Genomic DNA, 16,894 nt, shown 5'->3' with positions numbered 1-16,894 from the left:
CCGAGCCGAAACAGACCAACTCCCCTGCACCCAAGGCCGCATGGCGATACGCCCGTTCCCCCGGGCGTAACCCCGCGAGGCGTTCGCGCGTTGTAGCGAACATCGCACCAACTCTCGACGGGGAAACGCTCCATGGACCAGATACCGGTCGCCTCCTACGCCCGAACCTCGCAGGACACCCCCCACCGCGACGCACGCGGCGTACGCCACCAGCACCGCATCAACGAACGCACGGCGCGCGAGCACGGCTGCGTCGTGGTGGCCACCTACACCGACAACGCACGCAACGCAACCAAGGACGACCGGGAACGCCCCGCCTTCGACCACCTCCTCGCCGACCTCCATCGGGGGCACGCCTTCGCGGCCGGGCCGCTGCGGGGCGTCGTAGCGGTCGCGGACGACCGCCTCTACCGCAGGCCCGAGGACTTCATCCGCTTCATGGCGGCGCTCACCTCGGCACCGGGGCGGGTCTACGTGGCCCGGGAGGGCCTGCGAGATCCGTACACCAAGGCCGGACTGCTCCAAGGTGCCGCATGTCTCCAAGGTGCCGCCGCCGAGGGGGAGATGCGCAGCCGCCGGGTCCAGGACTGGCACTGGTCGCGGGCCATGGACGGGCTGCCGCACAGCGGCCCGAGGCCCTTCGGGTGGCTGCCGGACCGGCAGACGCTGCATCCGGTGGAGTCGGAACTCGTCCGCAAGGCGATCGAGGACCGGATCGGCGGGGCCTCCATGGGGCAGGTGGTGCGCGAATGGGATGCGCAGGGGATCACGGGAACTCGTGGGGGTCGTCTGGCCCCCCAATCGGTCACTCAGATCATCACGGCTCCGAGGGTGTGCGGCTTCCGAGCCAACCGGGGCGAGCTGCTGATCGATCCCGACACCGGAAGTCCGCTGGTCGGGGCGTGGCAGGCCATCGTCCCGCCCGAGCAGTGGAGAGCGGTCTGTGCGACCTTCTCGGCCGGAAGCCTCTACATGCACCGGGGTCCGCTCAGTCCACGCCTGACCGGCCGGGCGGCGGGACCGAAGTATCTCGCCACCGGGTTCGTGCGTTGCGGGGGTCGACTTGCGGGAGGCGACGACTGCGGTCAGCTCATGGGAGGCGCCAAGAGCCCGCGCAGTCGCACGAGTCCGTACAACTACATCTGCATCGCAGGGCGTGGCTGTGGTCGGTGTGCCATCAGCGGGCCGCTCGTCGAGGCCGCTATCGAGAGGCTCCTCTTCCCCGAGGAGGGGCAGGGTCGCATCCGGCTGCCGGAACCGATGCGCTTGCGGTGGCAGTCGGGTGAAATGGCTTTCGAAGAGAAGCGGAAGGTGATCGCTTCGGTCTTCGGTCACCTTTTGATCAGACCAGGTAGGAAGGGTTGCGGGACCTGGGACTACTCTCGCGTGGTCCCGGTCTGGAAATGGGCCGATCGCATCAAGGGCGCCGAACCGGCGGCCTGATGGCCAGGTCATGAGCCTCGCACGGGGTGGTGCGGCAGGATGGGCCCATGCCGAATCGCCTTGCGAACGAGACCTCGCCGTACCTGCTCCAGCACGCGGACAACCCCGTCGACTGGTGGCCGTGGTCGCCGGAGGCCTTCGCCGAGGCGCGCGAGCGGGGCGTACCCGTTCTGCTAAGCGTTGGGTATAGCTCTTGTCACTGGTGTCATGTCCTCGCGATCGAGAGTTTCCAAGATGAACTGACCGCCGCATACATGAACGAGCACTTCGTCAACATCAAAGTGGACCGGGAAGAGCGGCCCGACGTCGACGCCGTCTACATGGAAGCCGTGCAGGCCGCCACCGGGCAGGGCGGGTGGCCCATGACCGTCTTCCTCACCGCGGACGCCGAGCCGTTCTACTTCGGGACCTACTTCCCGCCCGAGCCCCGGCACGGGATGCCCTCCTTCATGCAGGTGCTCGAAGGCGTGCGGGCCGCCTGGGTGGGGCGGCCCGAGGAGGTCGCCGAGGTCGCGCAGAAGATCGTGCGGGACCTGGCCGGGCGGCAGCTGGACTACGGGAAGGCCGGGACCCCGGGGGCCGAGGAGCTCGCGCAGGCGCTGCTCGGGCTGACGCGCGAGTACGACGCCGTGCGCGGCGGGTTCGGCGGGGCGCCGAAGTTCCCGCCGTCCATGGTGCTGGAGTTCCTGCTGCGCCATCACGCCCGCACCGGGTCCGAGGGTGCGCTGCAGATGGCCGCCGACACCTGTGAGGCGATGGCGCGCGGCGGGATCTACGACCAGCTCGGCGGCGGGTTCGCGCGGTACTCGGTGGACCGGGAGTGGGTGGTCCCGCACTTCGAGAAGATGCTCTATGACAACGCCCTGCTCTGCCGGGTCTACGCCCACCTGTGGCGGGCCACCGGTTCGGAGCTCGCGCGGCGGGTGGCGCTGGAGACCGCCGACTTCATGGTCCGGGAGCTGCGGACCGCCCAGGGCGGTTTCGCGTCCGCCCTCGACGCCGACAGCGAGGATCCGCTGACCGGCGAGCACGTGGAGGGGGCGTACTACGCCTGGACGCCGGACCGGTTGCGGGAAGTGCTCGGCGAGGACGACGGGGTGCTGGCCGCCGGGTACTTCGGGGTGACCGAGGAGGGCACCTTCGAGCACGGCGCGTCCGTGCTCCAGCTGCCCCAGGACGGGCCGGCGGTGGACGCGGAGCGGATCGCCGGGATCAGGGAGCGGCTGCTGGCGGCGCGGGCGGAGCGGCCCGCGCCGGGGCGGGACGACAAGGTCGTCGCCGCGTGGAACGGCCTGGCCATCGCGGCGTTGGCGGAGTGCGGTGCGTACTTCGATCGGCCCGACCTGGTGGAGCGGGCGACCGAGGCCGCGGACCTGCTGGTGCGGGTGCACTTCGACGCGGCCGCCGGCCGGGCTCCCCGTCTCGCGCGGACCAGCAAGGACGGGCACGTGGGTGCCAACGCGGGGGTGCTGGAGGACTACGGCGACGTCGCGGAGGGTTTCCTCGCCCTGGCGGCGGTGACCGGTGAGGGGGTGTGGCTGGAGTTCGCCGGTTTCCTGCTGGACCTGGTCCTGGACCGCTTCACCGCCGAGGACGGGTCGCTGTACGACACGGCGCACGATGCGGAGAAGCTGATCCGCAGGCCGCAGGATCCGACGGACACGGCCGCGCCGTCCGGGTGGACGGCGGCCGCGGGCGCGCTGCTCTCGTACGCGGCGCACACCGGTTCGGAGGCGCACCGTACGGCGGCGGAGCGGGCACTCGGGGTGGTGCAGGCGCTGGGTCCGCGCGTGCCGCGTTTCATCGGGCACGGGCTGTCGGTGGCCGAGGCGCTGCTGGACGGGCCGCGCGAGGTGGCGGTGGTCGGGCATCCGGAGGATCCGGCGCGGACGGCGCTGCACCGGGCGGCGTTGCTGGGGACGGCTCCTGGTGCGGTGGTGGCGGTGGGGCTGCCGCAGCCCGCGGAGGGCGGCGAGGGGGAGTTCCCTCTTCTGGCCGAGCGCACACTGGTGCACGACCTTCCGGCGGCGTATGTGTGTCGACATTTCGTCTGCGCGCGGCCTACGACGGACCCGGTCGAGCTGGCGGAGCAGTTGGGTGCGGTTCGTCCCTGAAGTGCCCGGAGTGCCGTCAATTCCGTTTGTGTATATGTCGATTCAGAAACACGTATTTCATCGACGCTGAGGCTGGATGTCATGTTCCCTGCCTAATCTCATGGCTTCGGGAGTCACCGGGACGGCGCGCTGGGGGGTGCGTCCGGGGGGAAGCGGGGCGGCGGCGGGCCGGGGGGCCTGCCGCGAGTCTCCGGGGGGTTTTCTGATCGCCGCCTGGGGGTGGCGGGTCTGTGGGGGGCCTTTTGTACACGTCTGTGTTCATTGCTGTCATTTCACTGGCGCTCTTCTGGATGGCCGCGTTCACGCTCTGGTGGCAGATGCACGCGTGGCGGACGCCGGAGACGCTCGCCGCCACGCGCTTCGACCGTCCCGACGGGGAGGGGCGCCTGGCGTTCTCGCTGCTGCTGCCCGCCCGCCACGAGCAGGCGGTGCTGGAGCACACCATCGACCGGCTGCTGGAATCGAGCCACACCGACTACGAGATCATCGTGATCGTCGGGCACGACGACCCCGAGACCGCTGCCGTCGCCGAACGGGCCGCGGCCCGCGAGCCGGCCCGGGTGCGGGTGGTCGTCGACCACCACGAGACGAAGAACAAGCCGAAGGCCCTCAACACCGCCCTGCCGTCCTGCCGCGGCGACATCGTCGGGGTCTTCGACGCCGAGGACCAGGTCCATCCCGAGCTGCTGGCCCACGTCGACCACGCCTTCCGGTCCACCGGTGCCGACGTGGTCCAGGGCGGGGTCCAGCTGATCAACTTCCACTCCAGTTGGTACAGCCTGCGCAACTGCCTGGAGTACTTCTTCTGGTTCCGCTCCCGGCTCCACCTGCACGCCGAGAAGGGGTTCATCCCGCTGGGCGGCAACACCGTCTTCGTCCGCACCGAGGTGCTGCGCGAGGCCGGCGGCTGGGACCAGGACTGCCTGGCCGAGGACTGCGACCTGGGGGTGCGGCTGTCGTCGGTCGGCAAGAAGGTCGTCGTCGCCTACGACTCCGACATGGTGACCCGCGAGGAGACGCCGGGCTCGCTGGTGAGCCTGTTCAAGCAGCGCACCCGCTGGAACCAGGGGTTCCTGCAGGTGTACCGGAAGAAGGACTGGCAGCAGCTGCCCGGCCGGGGCCAGCGCTGGCTCGCCCGCTACACGCTGATGACACCGTTCATGCAGGCGGCGTCGGGTGTGATCATCCCGGTCAACTTCGCCGTCGCGGTCTTCCTCGACGTCCCCGTGGGCATCGCGATCATCACCTTCCTGCCCATGATCACGGCGATGGTGACGTTCGTCTTCGAGATCGTCGGCCTGCACGACTTCGGCCGGCAGTACGGCCTGCGGGTCCGCTTCGTGCACTACGTCAAGCTCGTGGTCGGCGGCCCGTTCTACCAGGTGATGCTCGCGGGCGCAGCGATCCGTGCCGTCTGGCGCGAGCAGCGGGGCCGCAACGAGTGGGAGCTGACCAGTCACACCGGCGCCCATCTGACGACCGTCCCGGCCGTCACCGTCCCGGCCGTCTCCGCAACTGCTTCCGCCTCCGCAACTGCTTCCGCCTCCGCCTCCACCGCGATCCGAGAGGACAGCCGCCAGTGACCGCCACCCTGCCCACGGCCACTGCCCCCGGGCCCGGGACCGAGACCCCGGCCGTCCCCGCCCGGCGCACCGCGGCCGGCGGGCTCGGCGTCCGTCCGGCCCCGCCCGTCCGCCCGCTCGTGCGCTTCCGCTCCTCCCGCCCCGACCTGCTGCTGTGCGGGGCCCTGCTGCTCGTGATCGTCGCCGTCCAGGGCTGGAACATCACGAACTTCCCGACGCTGAGCGACGACGAGGGCACCTACCTGGCCCAGGCGTGGGCGGTCCAGCAGGGCGAGGGCCTGGCCCACTACACGTACTGGTACGACCATCCGCCGCTCGGCTGGATCCAGGTGGCGGCCCTGACGTACCTGCCGTCGCTGTTCGTCCCGGAGTGGATGACCGTCGCACCGATGCGGTTCTCGATGCTCGCGGTGTCCGCCGCCTCCTCGGTGCTGCTGTACGTGCTGGCGCGCCGGCTGTGGCTGCCGCGGTGGGCGGCCGGGCTCGCGATGGCGCTCTTCGGGCTGTCGCCGCTGTCCGTGGTCCTCCAGCGGGAGATCTTCCTCGACAACATCGCCGTGATGTGGATGCTGCTGGCGTTCTGCCTCGCCGCGTCGCCGAACCGCCATCTGTGGCACCACTTCGCCTCCGGGCTGGCGGCCGCCACCGCCGTCCTCACCAAGGAGACGATGCTGGTGGTGCTGCCGGCGCTGCTGGTGACGATGTGGCGGCACAGCCACCGCGACACCAGGAAGTTCGCCGTTACCGGGGCCGTCACCGCCTGTGCGCTGATCGGCCTGTCGTACCCGCTGTACGCCCTGCTCAACGGCGAGTTGCTGCCGGGCTCCGGCCACGTCTCGCTCATCGACGGCATCACCTACCAGATGGGCCGCGAGGGGTCCGGTTTCATCCTCACGCCCGGTTCCGGTTCGAACGGGGTGTTCCGGTCCTGGCTGTACTACGACACCGTCCTGCCGCTCGGCGGTCTGGCCGGCGCGGGGCTGCTGATCGTCACGGTGCGCTGGTCGGTGACCGCCCGGGCGCTGGCCGGTCCGGCGCTCGCCGCCGTCATCCTCGCCGTCGTCGCGATGCGGCCGTCGGGCTACCTGCCCGCGATGTACGTGATCCAGGCGCTGCCGTTCCTCGCCCTGGTCCTGGCGGGCGGCGCGGCCAGCGTCACGCACGCCGTGCTGCGCCGCCGCCGCGGGGCCGGGGCGCGCGGGGTGCGGGTGTGGGTGCGCTGGGCGGTGCTCGGCGTACTGGCCGCGTCGGCGGCCGTGTACGTGCTGCCGCGCTGGTACGAGGGCAACCGCACCGCGCTGACGGTCGACGCGAACGGCCCGTACCGGCAGGCCGCGGCGTGGCTCGGCAGCGAGGTCGCCGACCCCGCGGGGACCCGGGTGCTGCTCGACGACGCGCTCTGGCTGGACGCCGTGCACCACGGTTTCGAGCCGGGGCCGGGCGCCATCTGGTTCTACAAGGCCGACCTGGACCCCGCGGTCACCAAGACCCTGCCGGGCGGCTGGCGGGACATCGACTACGTGGTTTCCTCGCCCACGGTGCGCCGTGACGCGGTGGAGCTGCCCACGGTGAGGGCCGCGCTGGAGCATTCGACCGTGGTGGCCGTCTTCGGTTCGGGTGAGGACCGCATCGAGATCCGCCGCACCGACCGCGAGAGTGGGAGCTGAGCCGCCATGAGCGAGGACCTGTGGTCCCTGCGTGCCCCGGTCGATGCGGAGCAACACGCTCCGCGCGTTGTGGCCGGCAGTGTCACCCTCATCATCCCGACCTTCAACGAGGCAGGGAACATCGTGGAGTTGCTGCGCCGACTCGGGCAGGCGCTCCCGGGCGACCGGCCCTGCGCGGTGCTGTTCGTGGACGACTCCACGGACGACACCCCCGCCGTCATCGAGAAGGCCGCCGCCGACCATCCCTTTCCGGTGTCGGTCCTGCACCGGGAGGTGGCCGAGGGCGGCCTGGGCGGGGCGGTCGTGGAGGGGATCGGGCGGGCGGACACCGACTGGATCGTCGTCATGGACGCCGACCTGCAGCACCCGCCCCACCTGGTCCCGGAACTCGTCGGCGAGGGCGAGCGCACCGGCGCCGACCTCGTGGTCGCCTCCCGCTACATCAGCGGCGGCAGCCGGGCCGGGCTCGCCGGGAGCTACCGCGTCGCGGTGTCCCGCGGTGCGACGTGGCTGACGAAGGGGCTCTTCCCGCGGGCGCTGCGCGGGATCAGCGATCCGATGAGCGGGTTCTTCGCGATGCGCCGCTCGGCGGTGACCGCCGGAGCCCTCGAACCGCTCGGCTACAAGATCTTGTTGGAGCTGGCGGTGCGCTGCCGTCCGGCCGCGGTGGCGGAGGTGCCCTTCGTCTTCCAGGAGCGCTTCGCGGGGGAGTCGAAGTCGACGGCGCGTGAGGGCATGCGCTTCCTGGCGCACCTGGCGTCGTTGCGTTCGGCGGCCCCGCTGGCGCGGATGATCGGCTTCGGGCTGATCGGGCTGACGGGTTTCGTGCCGAACCTGGCGGCGCTGTGGCTGCTGACGGGCGCGGGGATGCACTACCTCCCGGCGGAGATCGTCGCGAACCAGGCCGGGGTGCTGTGGAACTTCGTCCTCATCGAGGTCCTGCTCTTCCGGGAGCGGCGCCGGCACCGTCACTGGGCGGACCGGGTGGGCCGGTTCGCGCTGCTCGCCAACGCCGATCTGCTGCTGCGCATCCCGCTGATCGCGGTGTTCGTCGCCCAGCTCGGGATGGGGGTGCTGCCCGCCACGGCGCTGGCGCTGGTGACCACCTTCGTCCTGCGGTTCGCGGCGACCGAGGCCCTGGTCTATCTGCCGCGCCGTACGTCCCCGGTCGACGGGTCCCGGGTCGATGCGTCCCGGGTCGATGCTTCCCCGTCCGATTCGGGGCGTCACACCAGGAGTTGAGCCGCACAGAAAGGAACCTTTCCATGCGTCCGATCTTCCGGCGGAGGGCGGGGCGGCGTGCCGCACTGCTCGCCGTCGGGGCGATGACCGCGGGTCTGCTGCTCACCGCACCGCAGCAGGCCACGGCCGGTCCGCCCAATCTGCTCTCCAATCCCGGTTTCGAGACCGCCGGCGCCGCCGGCTCCGACATGCCGTCCTGCTGGTCCAAGTCCGGCTGGGGCGACAACGACTTCACCTTCTCGACCGTCGCCGACGCGCACAGCGGCACCAAGGCGATGAAGGTGTCCCTGACCCGTCGGGTGGACGGCGACCGCAAGGCGCTGGTCACCGAGAACACCACGTGTGCGCCGACGGTGACGCCGGGCAGGCAGTACGACCTGTCCGCCTGGTACAAGTCGAACACCCCGGACGTGTCGGTGACGGTGTTCCGCCGTGACACGACGTCGGGCTGGCAGTACTGGACCGACCTGCAGAATCCGCCCGTCAGTGCCGGGTGGGCGCGTACGGAGGTCCGTACGCCGGTCGTCCCGCCGAACACGGACAAGATCGCCTGGGGTCTGTCGGTGTACGGCGTGGGCACGCTCACCTCCGACGACTACGCGCTGGAGGAGGTGGGGGCGGTCCCTCCGCAGCCGGCCTGTTCGGGTACGGCGGAGGAGTGCGCGAAGGGCAAGTGGCAGGTGATCCCGGCGCAGAACCCGGTGCGCTCCATGCACGCGGTCGTGCTGAACGGGGGCACCTCCCAGGCCGGAGGCTCTGGGGGCGGCAAGGTGCTGCTGATCGCGGGCTCGGGCAACGACATCGCGCAGTTCAACGCGGGCACCTTCACGTCCGCCGTCTACGACCCTGCGAACGGGTCGTTCAAGACCATCCCGACGCCGGTCGACATGTTCTGCGCGGGGCACGTGCAGCTGTCGGACGGCCGGGTGCTGGTGATGAGCGGGAACAAGGGCTATCCGTCGGCCGACGGTTCGATCGGCTACCAGGGGCTGAAGGACTCGTACACCTTCGACCCGGTCACCGAGACGTACACGAGGACGAACGACATGAACGGCGGGCACTGGTATCCGTCGGCGACGGTCCTCGGCAACGGTGACGTGATCTCCTTCGGCGGGCTGAAGGAGGACTCCACGGGCAACGTGACCGCGGAGAAGTTCTCGGCGGCGCAGAACAAGTGGCTGCCGATGAACGAGGTCAACCAGACCTGGTCGTACTGGGGCCTGTACCCGTCGATGATCCTGATGCAGGACGGGCGGCTCTTCTACTCGGGCAGCCACACCTTCGGCAACGGCACCCCGGGGACGGGTGCCTCGATCTACGACTACGACGCCAACACCATCACCGACGTGCCGGGCCTGCGCAACAAGGACGAGCGGGACGAGTCGGCGAGCGTGCTGCTGCCCCCGGCCCAGGACCAGCGGGTCCTGACGATCGGCGGCGGCAACAACGAACGCAACCCGGCGGCGAACCGGATCACCGACATCATCGACCTGAAGAAGCCGAGCCCCGCCTACACGGCCGGCCCGGACCTGCCCCAGGGCCTGGTCGACACGGGCACCGGGAAGCGGCCGCAGACCGGCGCCGAGGGCAAGATGTACGTCTCGGCGGTGCTGCTGCCGGACGGCAAGGTGCTGGAGACGGGCGGCGGGCTGCACGACCGGGCCGACCCGGTCTTCGAGGCCTCGTTCTTCGACCCGGCCACCAACAGCTACCAGGCGGGCCTGGCGACCGATCCGATCCCGAGGACCTATCACTCGGCGTCGTTCCTGATGCCCGACGGGCGGGTCATGTCGGTGGGCGACAACCCGGGCAACGGCACCTACAACCACAACGTGTCGATCTACACGCCGCCGTACCTGTTCAAGGGCGCCCGCCCGCAGATCACCTCGGTGATCGACACGCAGTGGGTGTACGGGGACACGCAGCGGATCACCGTGAACCGGCCGATCGCCAAGGCGGAGCTGATCCGCCCGGCGGCGGTGACGCACTCCTCGGACCCGAACCAGCGGTTCGTGGACCTGCCGATGACGGTGGACGGCAACAACATCGACCTGAACGTCACGAGCAACCCCAACCTGGCGCCGCCCGGCTGGTACATGCTCTTCGCGGTCGACGCCAACGGCGTCCCGTCGATCGCGACGTGGGTGCACCTGGGCGGTCCGTCCGCGCTGGCGGCCGCCCAGGAGCAGCCGTCCGCGCACGAGCACACCTTCGCGGACAGGCTGGGGCCGGCCAAGCAGAACCCGGCCCAGCGGGACTCCGTCCCGGTCCCGCCGAGCGTGGCGGGCTGCGACCGGCACTACGGCACGGCCAACGTGTGCGTGCCGACCCGGTTCCCGGCCGAGGTGAAGGCGACGACGAAGGCCCGCTGCGAGTGGCTGGCCTCCCACGCGTACCCGAAGCGCCTGAAGGTCAACGGCAGCGATCCGCTGCGGCTGGACCCTGACGGCGACGGCTACGCCTGCTGAACGCACGGAGGAGGGGCCCGGCCGCGAGGGTGCGGCCGGGCCCCTCCCGGCGGGCTCAGTGCTGGTAGGCGGCGAGCGAGATGCCGACGTAGTGGGCGACGAAGGCCGCGAGGGTCAGCGAGTGGAAGACCTCGTGGAAGCCGAAGAAGCGGGGGGAGGGGTTGGGCCGCTTCATGCCGTAGATGACCCCGCCGACGCTGTAGAGGAGGCCGCCGACGATCACCAGGACGAGGACGGCGATGCCGCCGGTGCGCATGAAGTCGGGCAGGAAGAAGACGGCGGCCCAGCCCATGGCGATGTAGCAGGGGGTGTAGAGCCAGCGCGGGGCGCCGACCCAGAAGACGCGGAAGGCGATGCCGGCGGCGGCCGCGATCCACACCGCCCACAGCAGGGTCCGGCCGGTGGAGGGCGGGAGCAGCAGGACGGTCAGCGGGGTGTAGGTGCCCGCGATGATCAGGAAGATGTTGGCGTGGTCGAGCCGTCGCAGGATGGCTTCGCCGCGCGGGCCCCAGGTCCCGCGGTGGTAGACCGCGCTCACGCCGAAGAGCAGGCAGGCGGTGAGGATGTAGACGCCGCAGGCGACGCGGGCCCGGGTCGAGTCGGTGAAGGCCATCAGCGCGAGGCCGGCGACGACGACGGCGGGGAACATGCCGAGATGGAGCCAGCCGCGCAGCAGCGGCTTGGCCTCGATTGCGGACTCGACGGCTTCCGCGGCCTCGATGACCGGGGAGGCCGCGGCGGCCTCGGGGGCCTCGGGGGCGGGGACGGCGGCGGCGTCAGAAGTCATGCGCGCCATGCTACCTACGGGTCCGTAGGTTTCCGCTCATCCTCTTTACGGAAGATTGACGGACGTGGCAATGCTCACGTGAGAGGCCCTCTGGACATATGCGCACATCCACCGGATGATCAGATGAGTGCGGTCGACACCGGATGAGCGGAGCGCGAAGCGTCCGGGTCGCAGCCCCCACGGGGCCTACACCAAACAAACCCCTCAACAAGGAGCAATCGTGGCGCGCGACAACGCGGCTCCCACCATCCCGACGACTCACCAGGAGCTGATCTCCTGGGTGGACGAGATCGCAGCCCTCACCCAGCCGGACCGCGTCGTCTGGTGCGACGGCTCCGAGGGCGAGTACGAGCGCCTGTGCGAGGAGCTCGTCGCCAAGGGAACGTTCAAGAAGCTCGACGAGACGAAGCGCCCGAACTCCTACTACGCCGCCTCCGACCCCTCCGACGTCGCGCGCGTCGAGGACCGGACCTACATCTGCTCCGAGAAGGAGGAGGACGCGGGCCCGACCAACCACTGGAAGGCCCCGGCGGAGATGAAGGAGATCTTCGCGGGAGAGAAGGGCATCTTCCGCGGCTCCATGAAGGGCCGGACGATGTACGTCGTCCCGTTCTGCATGGGCCCCCTCGGCTCCGAGCTCTCCGCGATCGGCGTCGAGATCACCGACTCCGCCTACGTCGCCGTCGCCATGCGCACCATGACCCGCATGGGCAAGCCCGTCCTCGACGAGCTCGGCACCGACGGCTTCTTCGTCAAGGCCGTCCACACCCTCGGTGCTCCGCTGGCCGAGGGCGAGGCCGACGTGCCGTGGCCGTGCAACACCACCAAGTACATCTCGCACTTCCCCGAGTCCCGTGAGATCTGGTCCTACGGATCCGGCTACGGCGGCAACGCCCTGCTCGGCAAGAAGTGCTACGCCCTGCGCATCGCGTCCGTCATGGCCCGCGACGAGGGCTGGCTCGCCGAGCACATGCTCATCCTCAAGCTCACCCCGCCGGCCGGCGAGGGCGAGGCCGTTGAGCCGACGTACCTTGCCGCCGCCTTCCCGTCCGCCTGTGGCAAGACCAACCTCGCCATGCTGGAGCCCACGATCCCCGGCTGGACGGTCGAGACCATCGGCGACGACATCGCCTGGATGCGCTTCGGCGAGGACGGCCGCCTCTACGCGATCAACCCCGAGGCCGGCTTCTTCGGCGTCGCCCCCGGCACCGGCGAGCACACCAACGCCAACGCCATGAAGACCATGTACGCCAACACCGTCTTCACCAACGTCGCGCTCACCGACGACGGCGACGTCTGGTGGGAGGGCATGACCGAAGAGGCGCCCGCCCACCTGATCGACTGGAAGGGCAACGACTGGACCCCGGAGTCCGCGACCCCGGCCGCCCACCCCAACGCCCGCTTCGCCGTCCCGGCCTCCCAGTGCCCGACGATCGCCGCCGAGTGGGAGGACCCCAAGGGCGTCCCGATCTCCGCGATCCTCTTCGGCGGCCGCCGCGCCTCCGCGGTGCCGCTGGTCACCGAGTCCTTCGACTGGAACCACGGCGTCTTCATCGGCTCGAACATCGCCTCCGAGAAGACCGCCGCCGCCGAGGGCAAGGTCGGCGAGCTGCGCCGCGACCCCTTCGCCATGCTGCCGTTCTGCGGCTACAACATGGGCGACTACATGGCCCACTGGGTCAAGGTCGGCGCCTCCGCGGACGCCGCCAAGCTCCCGAAGATCTACTACGTGAACTGGTTCCGCAAGAACGACGCGGGCAAGTTCGTGTGGCCCGGCTTCGGCGAGAACAGCCGCGTCCTGAAGTGGATCGTCGGCCGCCTCGACGGCACCGCCGAAGGCGTCGAGACCCCCATCGGCATCCTGCCGACCAAGGACTCCCTCGACCTCGACGGCCTGGACCTCCCGGCCGAGGACCTCGACTTCCTCCTCACCGTCGACAAGGAGGTCTGGCGCGAGGAGGCCGCCCTGGTCCCCGAGCACCTCAACACCTACGGCGACCACACTCCCAAGGAGCTGTGGGAGCAGTACCACGCACTCGTGGAGCGCCTGGGCTGAGCCGGGACACGCCCTGAGGAAGGGCACGCCCTGAAACAAGGGCCGATGAACGTGGGAGCCCCCGACCAAGCGGCGTCCCACCGCTGTGGGAGCCCCCGACCAAGCGGCGCCCACCGCAGCACCGACCCGTCCCGTCAGGAGCGTCCGCGCTCCTCCAGGTAGGTCGTGTGCGTCTGCTGACGGCGGGCCTCCACCTCGTGGAGGCCCGCCGTTACGCGTTGCGCCTCCTCGCGCAGGAGCCCCAGCTGCCGCTCCAGATGCCGCTCCGGCGACTCGCCGCCCGGCGCCATCCGGCTCCACCAGCGGGTCCGGTTGTACGCGTCCACGCTCTCCGGCACGTCCTGCCGGACCGCCCGCGACACCGTGTGCACCGCCTCCGGGTCGGCCGCCAGCACATCCGCCACCCACCCCGGCTCCAGCAGCGCCCCGTACAGCTCCAGCAGCTCCGCGAGCGCCTCCCCGGGCCCCGACGGCAGCTCCACCCCGGCGACGTACCCGCGCAGCCGCCCGAAGTCCTCGCGCAGGACCCCGAGCTCCTCACGCGGATCGAAGGGCGGCGGCGCCGTCCGCTCCGGCGGGGCGATCAGCGCGCCCGCCCCGTACAGCCCGGCGACCACCAGCGGCCAGTACGCACCGGCCACCCCGGCCAGGGTGAGGGCCAGCCCGGCCACCCCGCAGGCCGAGCCGGCCAGGTTCTTCCTCGACTCCAGGTACGTCAGGACCCCGGTCGCCCTACTGGTAGCCACGGATCTCCTCGAAGGCTCCGGCCAGCGAACCCTTCCCGCCGGTGGCGTCGAAGAGCCTCCCGCCGGTCAGTTCGGTGATGTGGGTGAGCTCCTTGCGGTCCGAGTCGCCGAACAGCACGGCGAAGACCGGCGTCCGCTTCTGCGCCTGGGGCAGCTTGGCGTAGAAGGAGTCGAAGTGCTCGGCCCCGACGCCCTCGGTGTTCTCGCCGTCCGTCATCAGCACGATCGAGGTGAAGGCGTCGGTGCCGCCCTTGCCGAGCTGCTCGTACGCCGCCTCCAGGCTGCCGTAGACCGCCGTCCCGCCGTCCGGCTCCAGCGACTTCACGTCCCGGCGGATCGCGTCCAGGGCCGGCCCCGGATTGCCCGGCTCCACCACGTGCGTGTTCACCTCCTTCACCTTCGACCCGAAGGGCAGCAGCGTGACCTCCTCGCGGTCCCGGAAGCGCCGACCCGTACCCGAAGCGCCCGTGCCCGTCAGGTCGGTGAGCGCCGACCTCAGCCGCCCGATGCGGTCCTCCTCGCTCATCGAACCCGAGGTGTCCAGCACGTACACCGTCCGCGACGGCCTGCGCAGCTCGTTCTCGTAACTGGCCAGCAGCCCGTCTGCGACGACGCGCGAGCCGGGGAACGGCAGCTCGCGCCGCTTCTCCTGGTCCAGCCCGGCGGCCGGCGCCACCCCGGCCGCGACCGGCCGGCGGAAGGTCTGCCCGGTGATCGCCTGCTGCGCCTGCGGGCCGCGCAGGTAGTCCGTCAGCGCCCGCCCCGCATCACGGGCCCCGGCCGGGGCCGAGGTCAGCAGGGTCAGCGGGTAGTGGGCCGTGACCACACCGTCGCGCGGCCGGACCACCGTCAGCGGGGCGCCGGAGCCCTTCGCGTCACGGTTCATGGACAGCAGCACCGACTCGTAGTTCACCAGCGCGTCCACGTCCCCGCGCTTGCCGTACGCGGCCACGAGCCAGCCCGAGGAGCCCGACGTCAGCTTCTGCCCGGCGAAGAACTCCTTCAGCCGGGGCGTCGCCGCCTTCACGTCCGCGTCGCTCAGCGCCGCCTGCGCCCCCGACAGCCCCGAGGCCACCGAGACCAGCGCGGAGAAACCGGAGTTGGAGCGCACCGGGTCGGTCATCCCGTACGTCAGCTTCCCGGCGGCGACGGCCTCGTGCACCGCCGGCCAGGTCACCTCCCCGGGCTGCCAGCCGAGCCGGGCCAGCGCCTCCGGCTTCACCCCGAGGGCGACGGGCGAGGACATCACCGGGGTCTCGCTGGAGAGCTTTCCGACGGCCTCGGGCCGCAGCCGCAGGTAGTCGTTGGAGGAGAGCCAGATCGCGTCGTACTTGCCGTCGGCCTGCCCGGAGGCGACCTGCTCGGCGGCGTCCAGCGTCCCGGACCACGTGAGCTTCACGGTGACGCCGGTCGTCTTTCGGGCCTGCTCCAGCACCGGCTCCATGTCCGCGAGCTCGCTGGAGGCCAGCACCCGCAGGGTTCCCTCCCGGTGGGCCGTCTCCGCCGGCCCCGCGGGCCCGTCGGAGGTGCAGCCGCTCGCGCCGACGAGCGAGGCGAGGACCAGACCGGCGATCCAGGCGCGGCCCGTACGCCCCCTCACAGGGCACCGCCCTCAAGGGCACCGGCGGTCCGCGTCCGCGCCAGGTACGCCGACGCGTTCTGCAGCTCACCGGCCAGGGACTCCACCGTCGCCGCCATGTTCTCGGTGGCCTGCACCTTGAAGGTGTCGATCGCGTCCAGCGTCTTGTAGATCTGCGCGAAGGCCGTCCGCAGGGTCTCCGCGCCCACCGCCGGATCGGCCGCGATCCGCTGGATCTCGCCGCTCTGCGCGGACAGCATGTCCGCGTTGCCCCGGATCAGGCCCTCCGTGGTTCCCTTCAGGGCGTTGACCTGCTCGATCACCGTGCGCTGGCTCTCCAGCGCCGAGGCCAGCATCACCGCGATGCGCAGCGCCGAGACGGTGGTCGTGGCCGCCCGGTCGACGCCCTTGATCAGCTCGTCGTTGTTGCGCCGGACCACGTCCATCGCCAGGTAGCCCTGGGCGCAGACGGCCAGCTGCGTCAGCAGGTCCTGGTGCTTCTGCCGGAGCGGGAAGAGCACGTCCGCGCGCAGCGCGTCGGCTCCTTGCGGGTCCGTGTGCTCGGTCTCGGCGACCCGCTGGGCGACGGCGCCGTCCAGGGCCTCGGTGAGGACCGCGTACTCCTGGAGCTTGCCCATCGTCTCCCACAGTCGGGAGCGCTCGGTGTGCAGGGCCGCGTTGTCGCGGCGCAGCTCGTCCTGGCCGCTGCGCAGCGCCCCCACGATCCGGTTCAGGGTGGCCTGCGAGGAGGCGTACTTCGCCACGTGGTCGCGGAACCTGTTGCCGCCCGGCAGCTTCGCCAGCAGCTTGCGGGCGCCCTTGACGGGCGTGTCCCGCGGGTCGAGGTCCTCGACCGTGCGCCGCAGCTCGACCAGGGAGCCGGCGACGCGCGCCTGGGCGTCGCCGCCGCCGTCGGAGCCGAGGGAGCGCACGGCCCGCTCCAGCATCCGGTTGGACTGCTGGGCGGCGGTGCGGATGTCGGCCGAGCCGAGTGCGGTGATCTCGCCGATGCGCTGCGCGAACTCGGGGGAGCGGGCGTCGGTCCCGGCGAGCGAGCCGACGTACTCTCCGGCCCTGCGGGCCATCTCGTCGTGGACGCCGTCCTGGAGCGGTACGAGTCCGGCGGCCTGCTCCTTGCGGACGGGGGCGACGGGCTCGGGGGCGCTGAGGACGAGCGGGGTGTCCTCGGGAGGTGTCAAGGTCATGTGT

General features: G+C 71.1%; 11 protein-coding genes. 7 read left to right on the top strand and 4 right to left on the bottom strand.

All coding sequences use genetic code 11. From position 1 onward, the window contains the following. The first annotated feature begins 132 nt into the window (after window positions 1-132). The 6 genes from OHA91_RS14685 (at window position 133) to OHA91_RS14660 (ending at window position 10,517) form a co-directional block, all read left to right on the top strand. The gene (locus OHA91_RS14685; RefSeq protein WP_328739343.1) at window positions 133-1,443 is read left to right on the top strand and encodes a recombinase family protein; all 1,311 of its coding nucleotides are present in this window, start codon (window positions 133-135) and stop codon (window positions 1,441-1,443) included. A gap of 47 nt (window positions 1,444-1,490) precedes the next feature. Continuing rightward, complete coding sequence (locus OHA91_RS14680) at window positions 1,491-3,557, top strand: thioredoxin domain-containing protein (protein ID WP_328739342.1); 2,067 nt, start codon at window positions 1,491-1,493, stop codon at window positions 3,555-3,557. A 242-nt stretch (window positions 3,558-3,799) separates the two neighbouring features. Then, the gene (locus OHA91_RS14675) at window positions 3,800-5,140 is read left to right on the top strand and encodes a glycosyltransferase (protein WP_328739341.1); all 1,341 of its coding nucleotides are present in this window, start codon (window positions 3,800-3,802) and stop codon (window positions 5,138-5,140) included. Next, window positions 5,137-6,807 (top strand): ArnT family glycosyltransferase, encoded by a 1,671-nt coding sequence (locus OHA91_RS14670; protein WP_266498218.1) that lies wholly within the window; start codon window positions 5,137-5,139, stop codon window positions 6,805-6,807. Before OHA91_RS14675 ends, OHA91_RS14670 begins: the two co-directional genes overlap by 4 nt. 6 nt (window positions 6,808-6,813) lie before the next feature. Beyond that, window positions 6,814-8,049, top strand: a complete 1,236-nt coding sequence (locus tag OHA91_RS14665; RefSeq protein WP_328739340.1) for a glycosyltransferase family 2 protein — start codon at window positions 6,814-6,816, stop codon at window positions 8,047-8,049. Window positions 8,050-8,072: 23 nt separating this feature from the next. Beyond that, window positions 8,073-10,517 carry a galactose oxidase-like domain-containing protein gene (locus tag OHA91_RS14660; protein ID WP_328739339.1) on the top strand — a complete coding sequence of 815 codons (2,445 nt, stop codon included), beginning with the start codon at window positions 8,073-8,075 and terminating at the stop codon, window positions 10,515-10,517. Between the two features lie 55 nt (window positions 10,518-10,572). On the opposite strand, the gene trhA is transcribed toward OHA91_RS14660, so the two are convergent. Then, the gene (gene trhA, locus OHA91_RS14655) at window positions 10,573-11,313 is read right to left on the bottom strand and encodes a PAQR family membrane homeostasis protein TrhA (protein ID WP_266498214.1); all 741 of its coding nucleotides are present in this window, start codon (window positions 11,311-11,313) and stop codon (window positions 10,573-10,575) included. Between the two features lie 211 nt (window positions 11,314-11,524). On the opposite strand from trhA, the gene OHA91_RS14650 reads away from it, so the two are divergent. Next, window positions 11,525-13,360 (top strand): phosphoenolpyruvate carboxykinase (GTP), encoded by a 1,836-nt coding sequence (locus OHA91_RS14650; RefSeq protein ID WP_031149818.1) that lies wholly within the window; start codon window positions 11,525-11,527, stop codon window positions 13,358-13,360. A 134-nt stretch (window positions 13,361-13,494) separates the two neighbouring features. On the opposite strand, the gene OHA91_RS14645 is transcribed toward OHA91_RS14650, so the two are convergent. From OHA91_RS14645 to OHA91_RS14635, 3 genes are read right to left on the bottom strand one after another with little or no spacing between them, the layout of a single operon-like run. Beyond that, window positions 13,495-14,106: a hypothetical protein gene (locus OHA91_RS14645; protein ID WP_031149820.1), complete on the bottom strand. Its 612-nt coding sequence runs from the start codon at window positions 14,104-14,106 to the stop codon at window positions 13,495-13,497. After that, window positions 14,093-15,706 carry a substrate-binding and vWA domain-containing protein gene (locus OHA91_RS14640; protein ID WP_328739338.1) on the bottom strand — a complete coding sequence of 538 codons (1,614 nt, stop codon included), beginning with the start codon at window positions 15,704-15,706 and terminating at the stop codon, window positions 14,093-14,095. Before OHA91_RS14640 ends, OHA91_RS14645 begins: the two co-directional genes overlap by 14 nt. Next, entirely contained in the window at window positions 15,703-16,890 is a 1,188-nt protein-coding gene (locus OHA91_RS14635) for a toxic anion resistance protein (RefSeq protein WP_031149824.1), read from the bottom strand. Before OHA91_RS14635 ends, OHA91_RS14640 begins: the two co-directional genes overlap by 4 nt. Window positions 16,891-16,894 lie beyond the last annotated feature (4 nt).

Origin of the sequence: Streptomyces erythrochromogenes (assembly GCF_036170895.1) — a bacterium.
GTDB lineage: Bacteria > Actinomycetota > Actinomycetes > Streptomycetales > Streptomycetaceae > Streptomyces > Streptomyces erythrochromogenes.
This window is presented reverse-complemented; position numbering and strand designations above follow the sequence as displayed.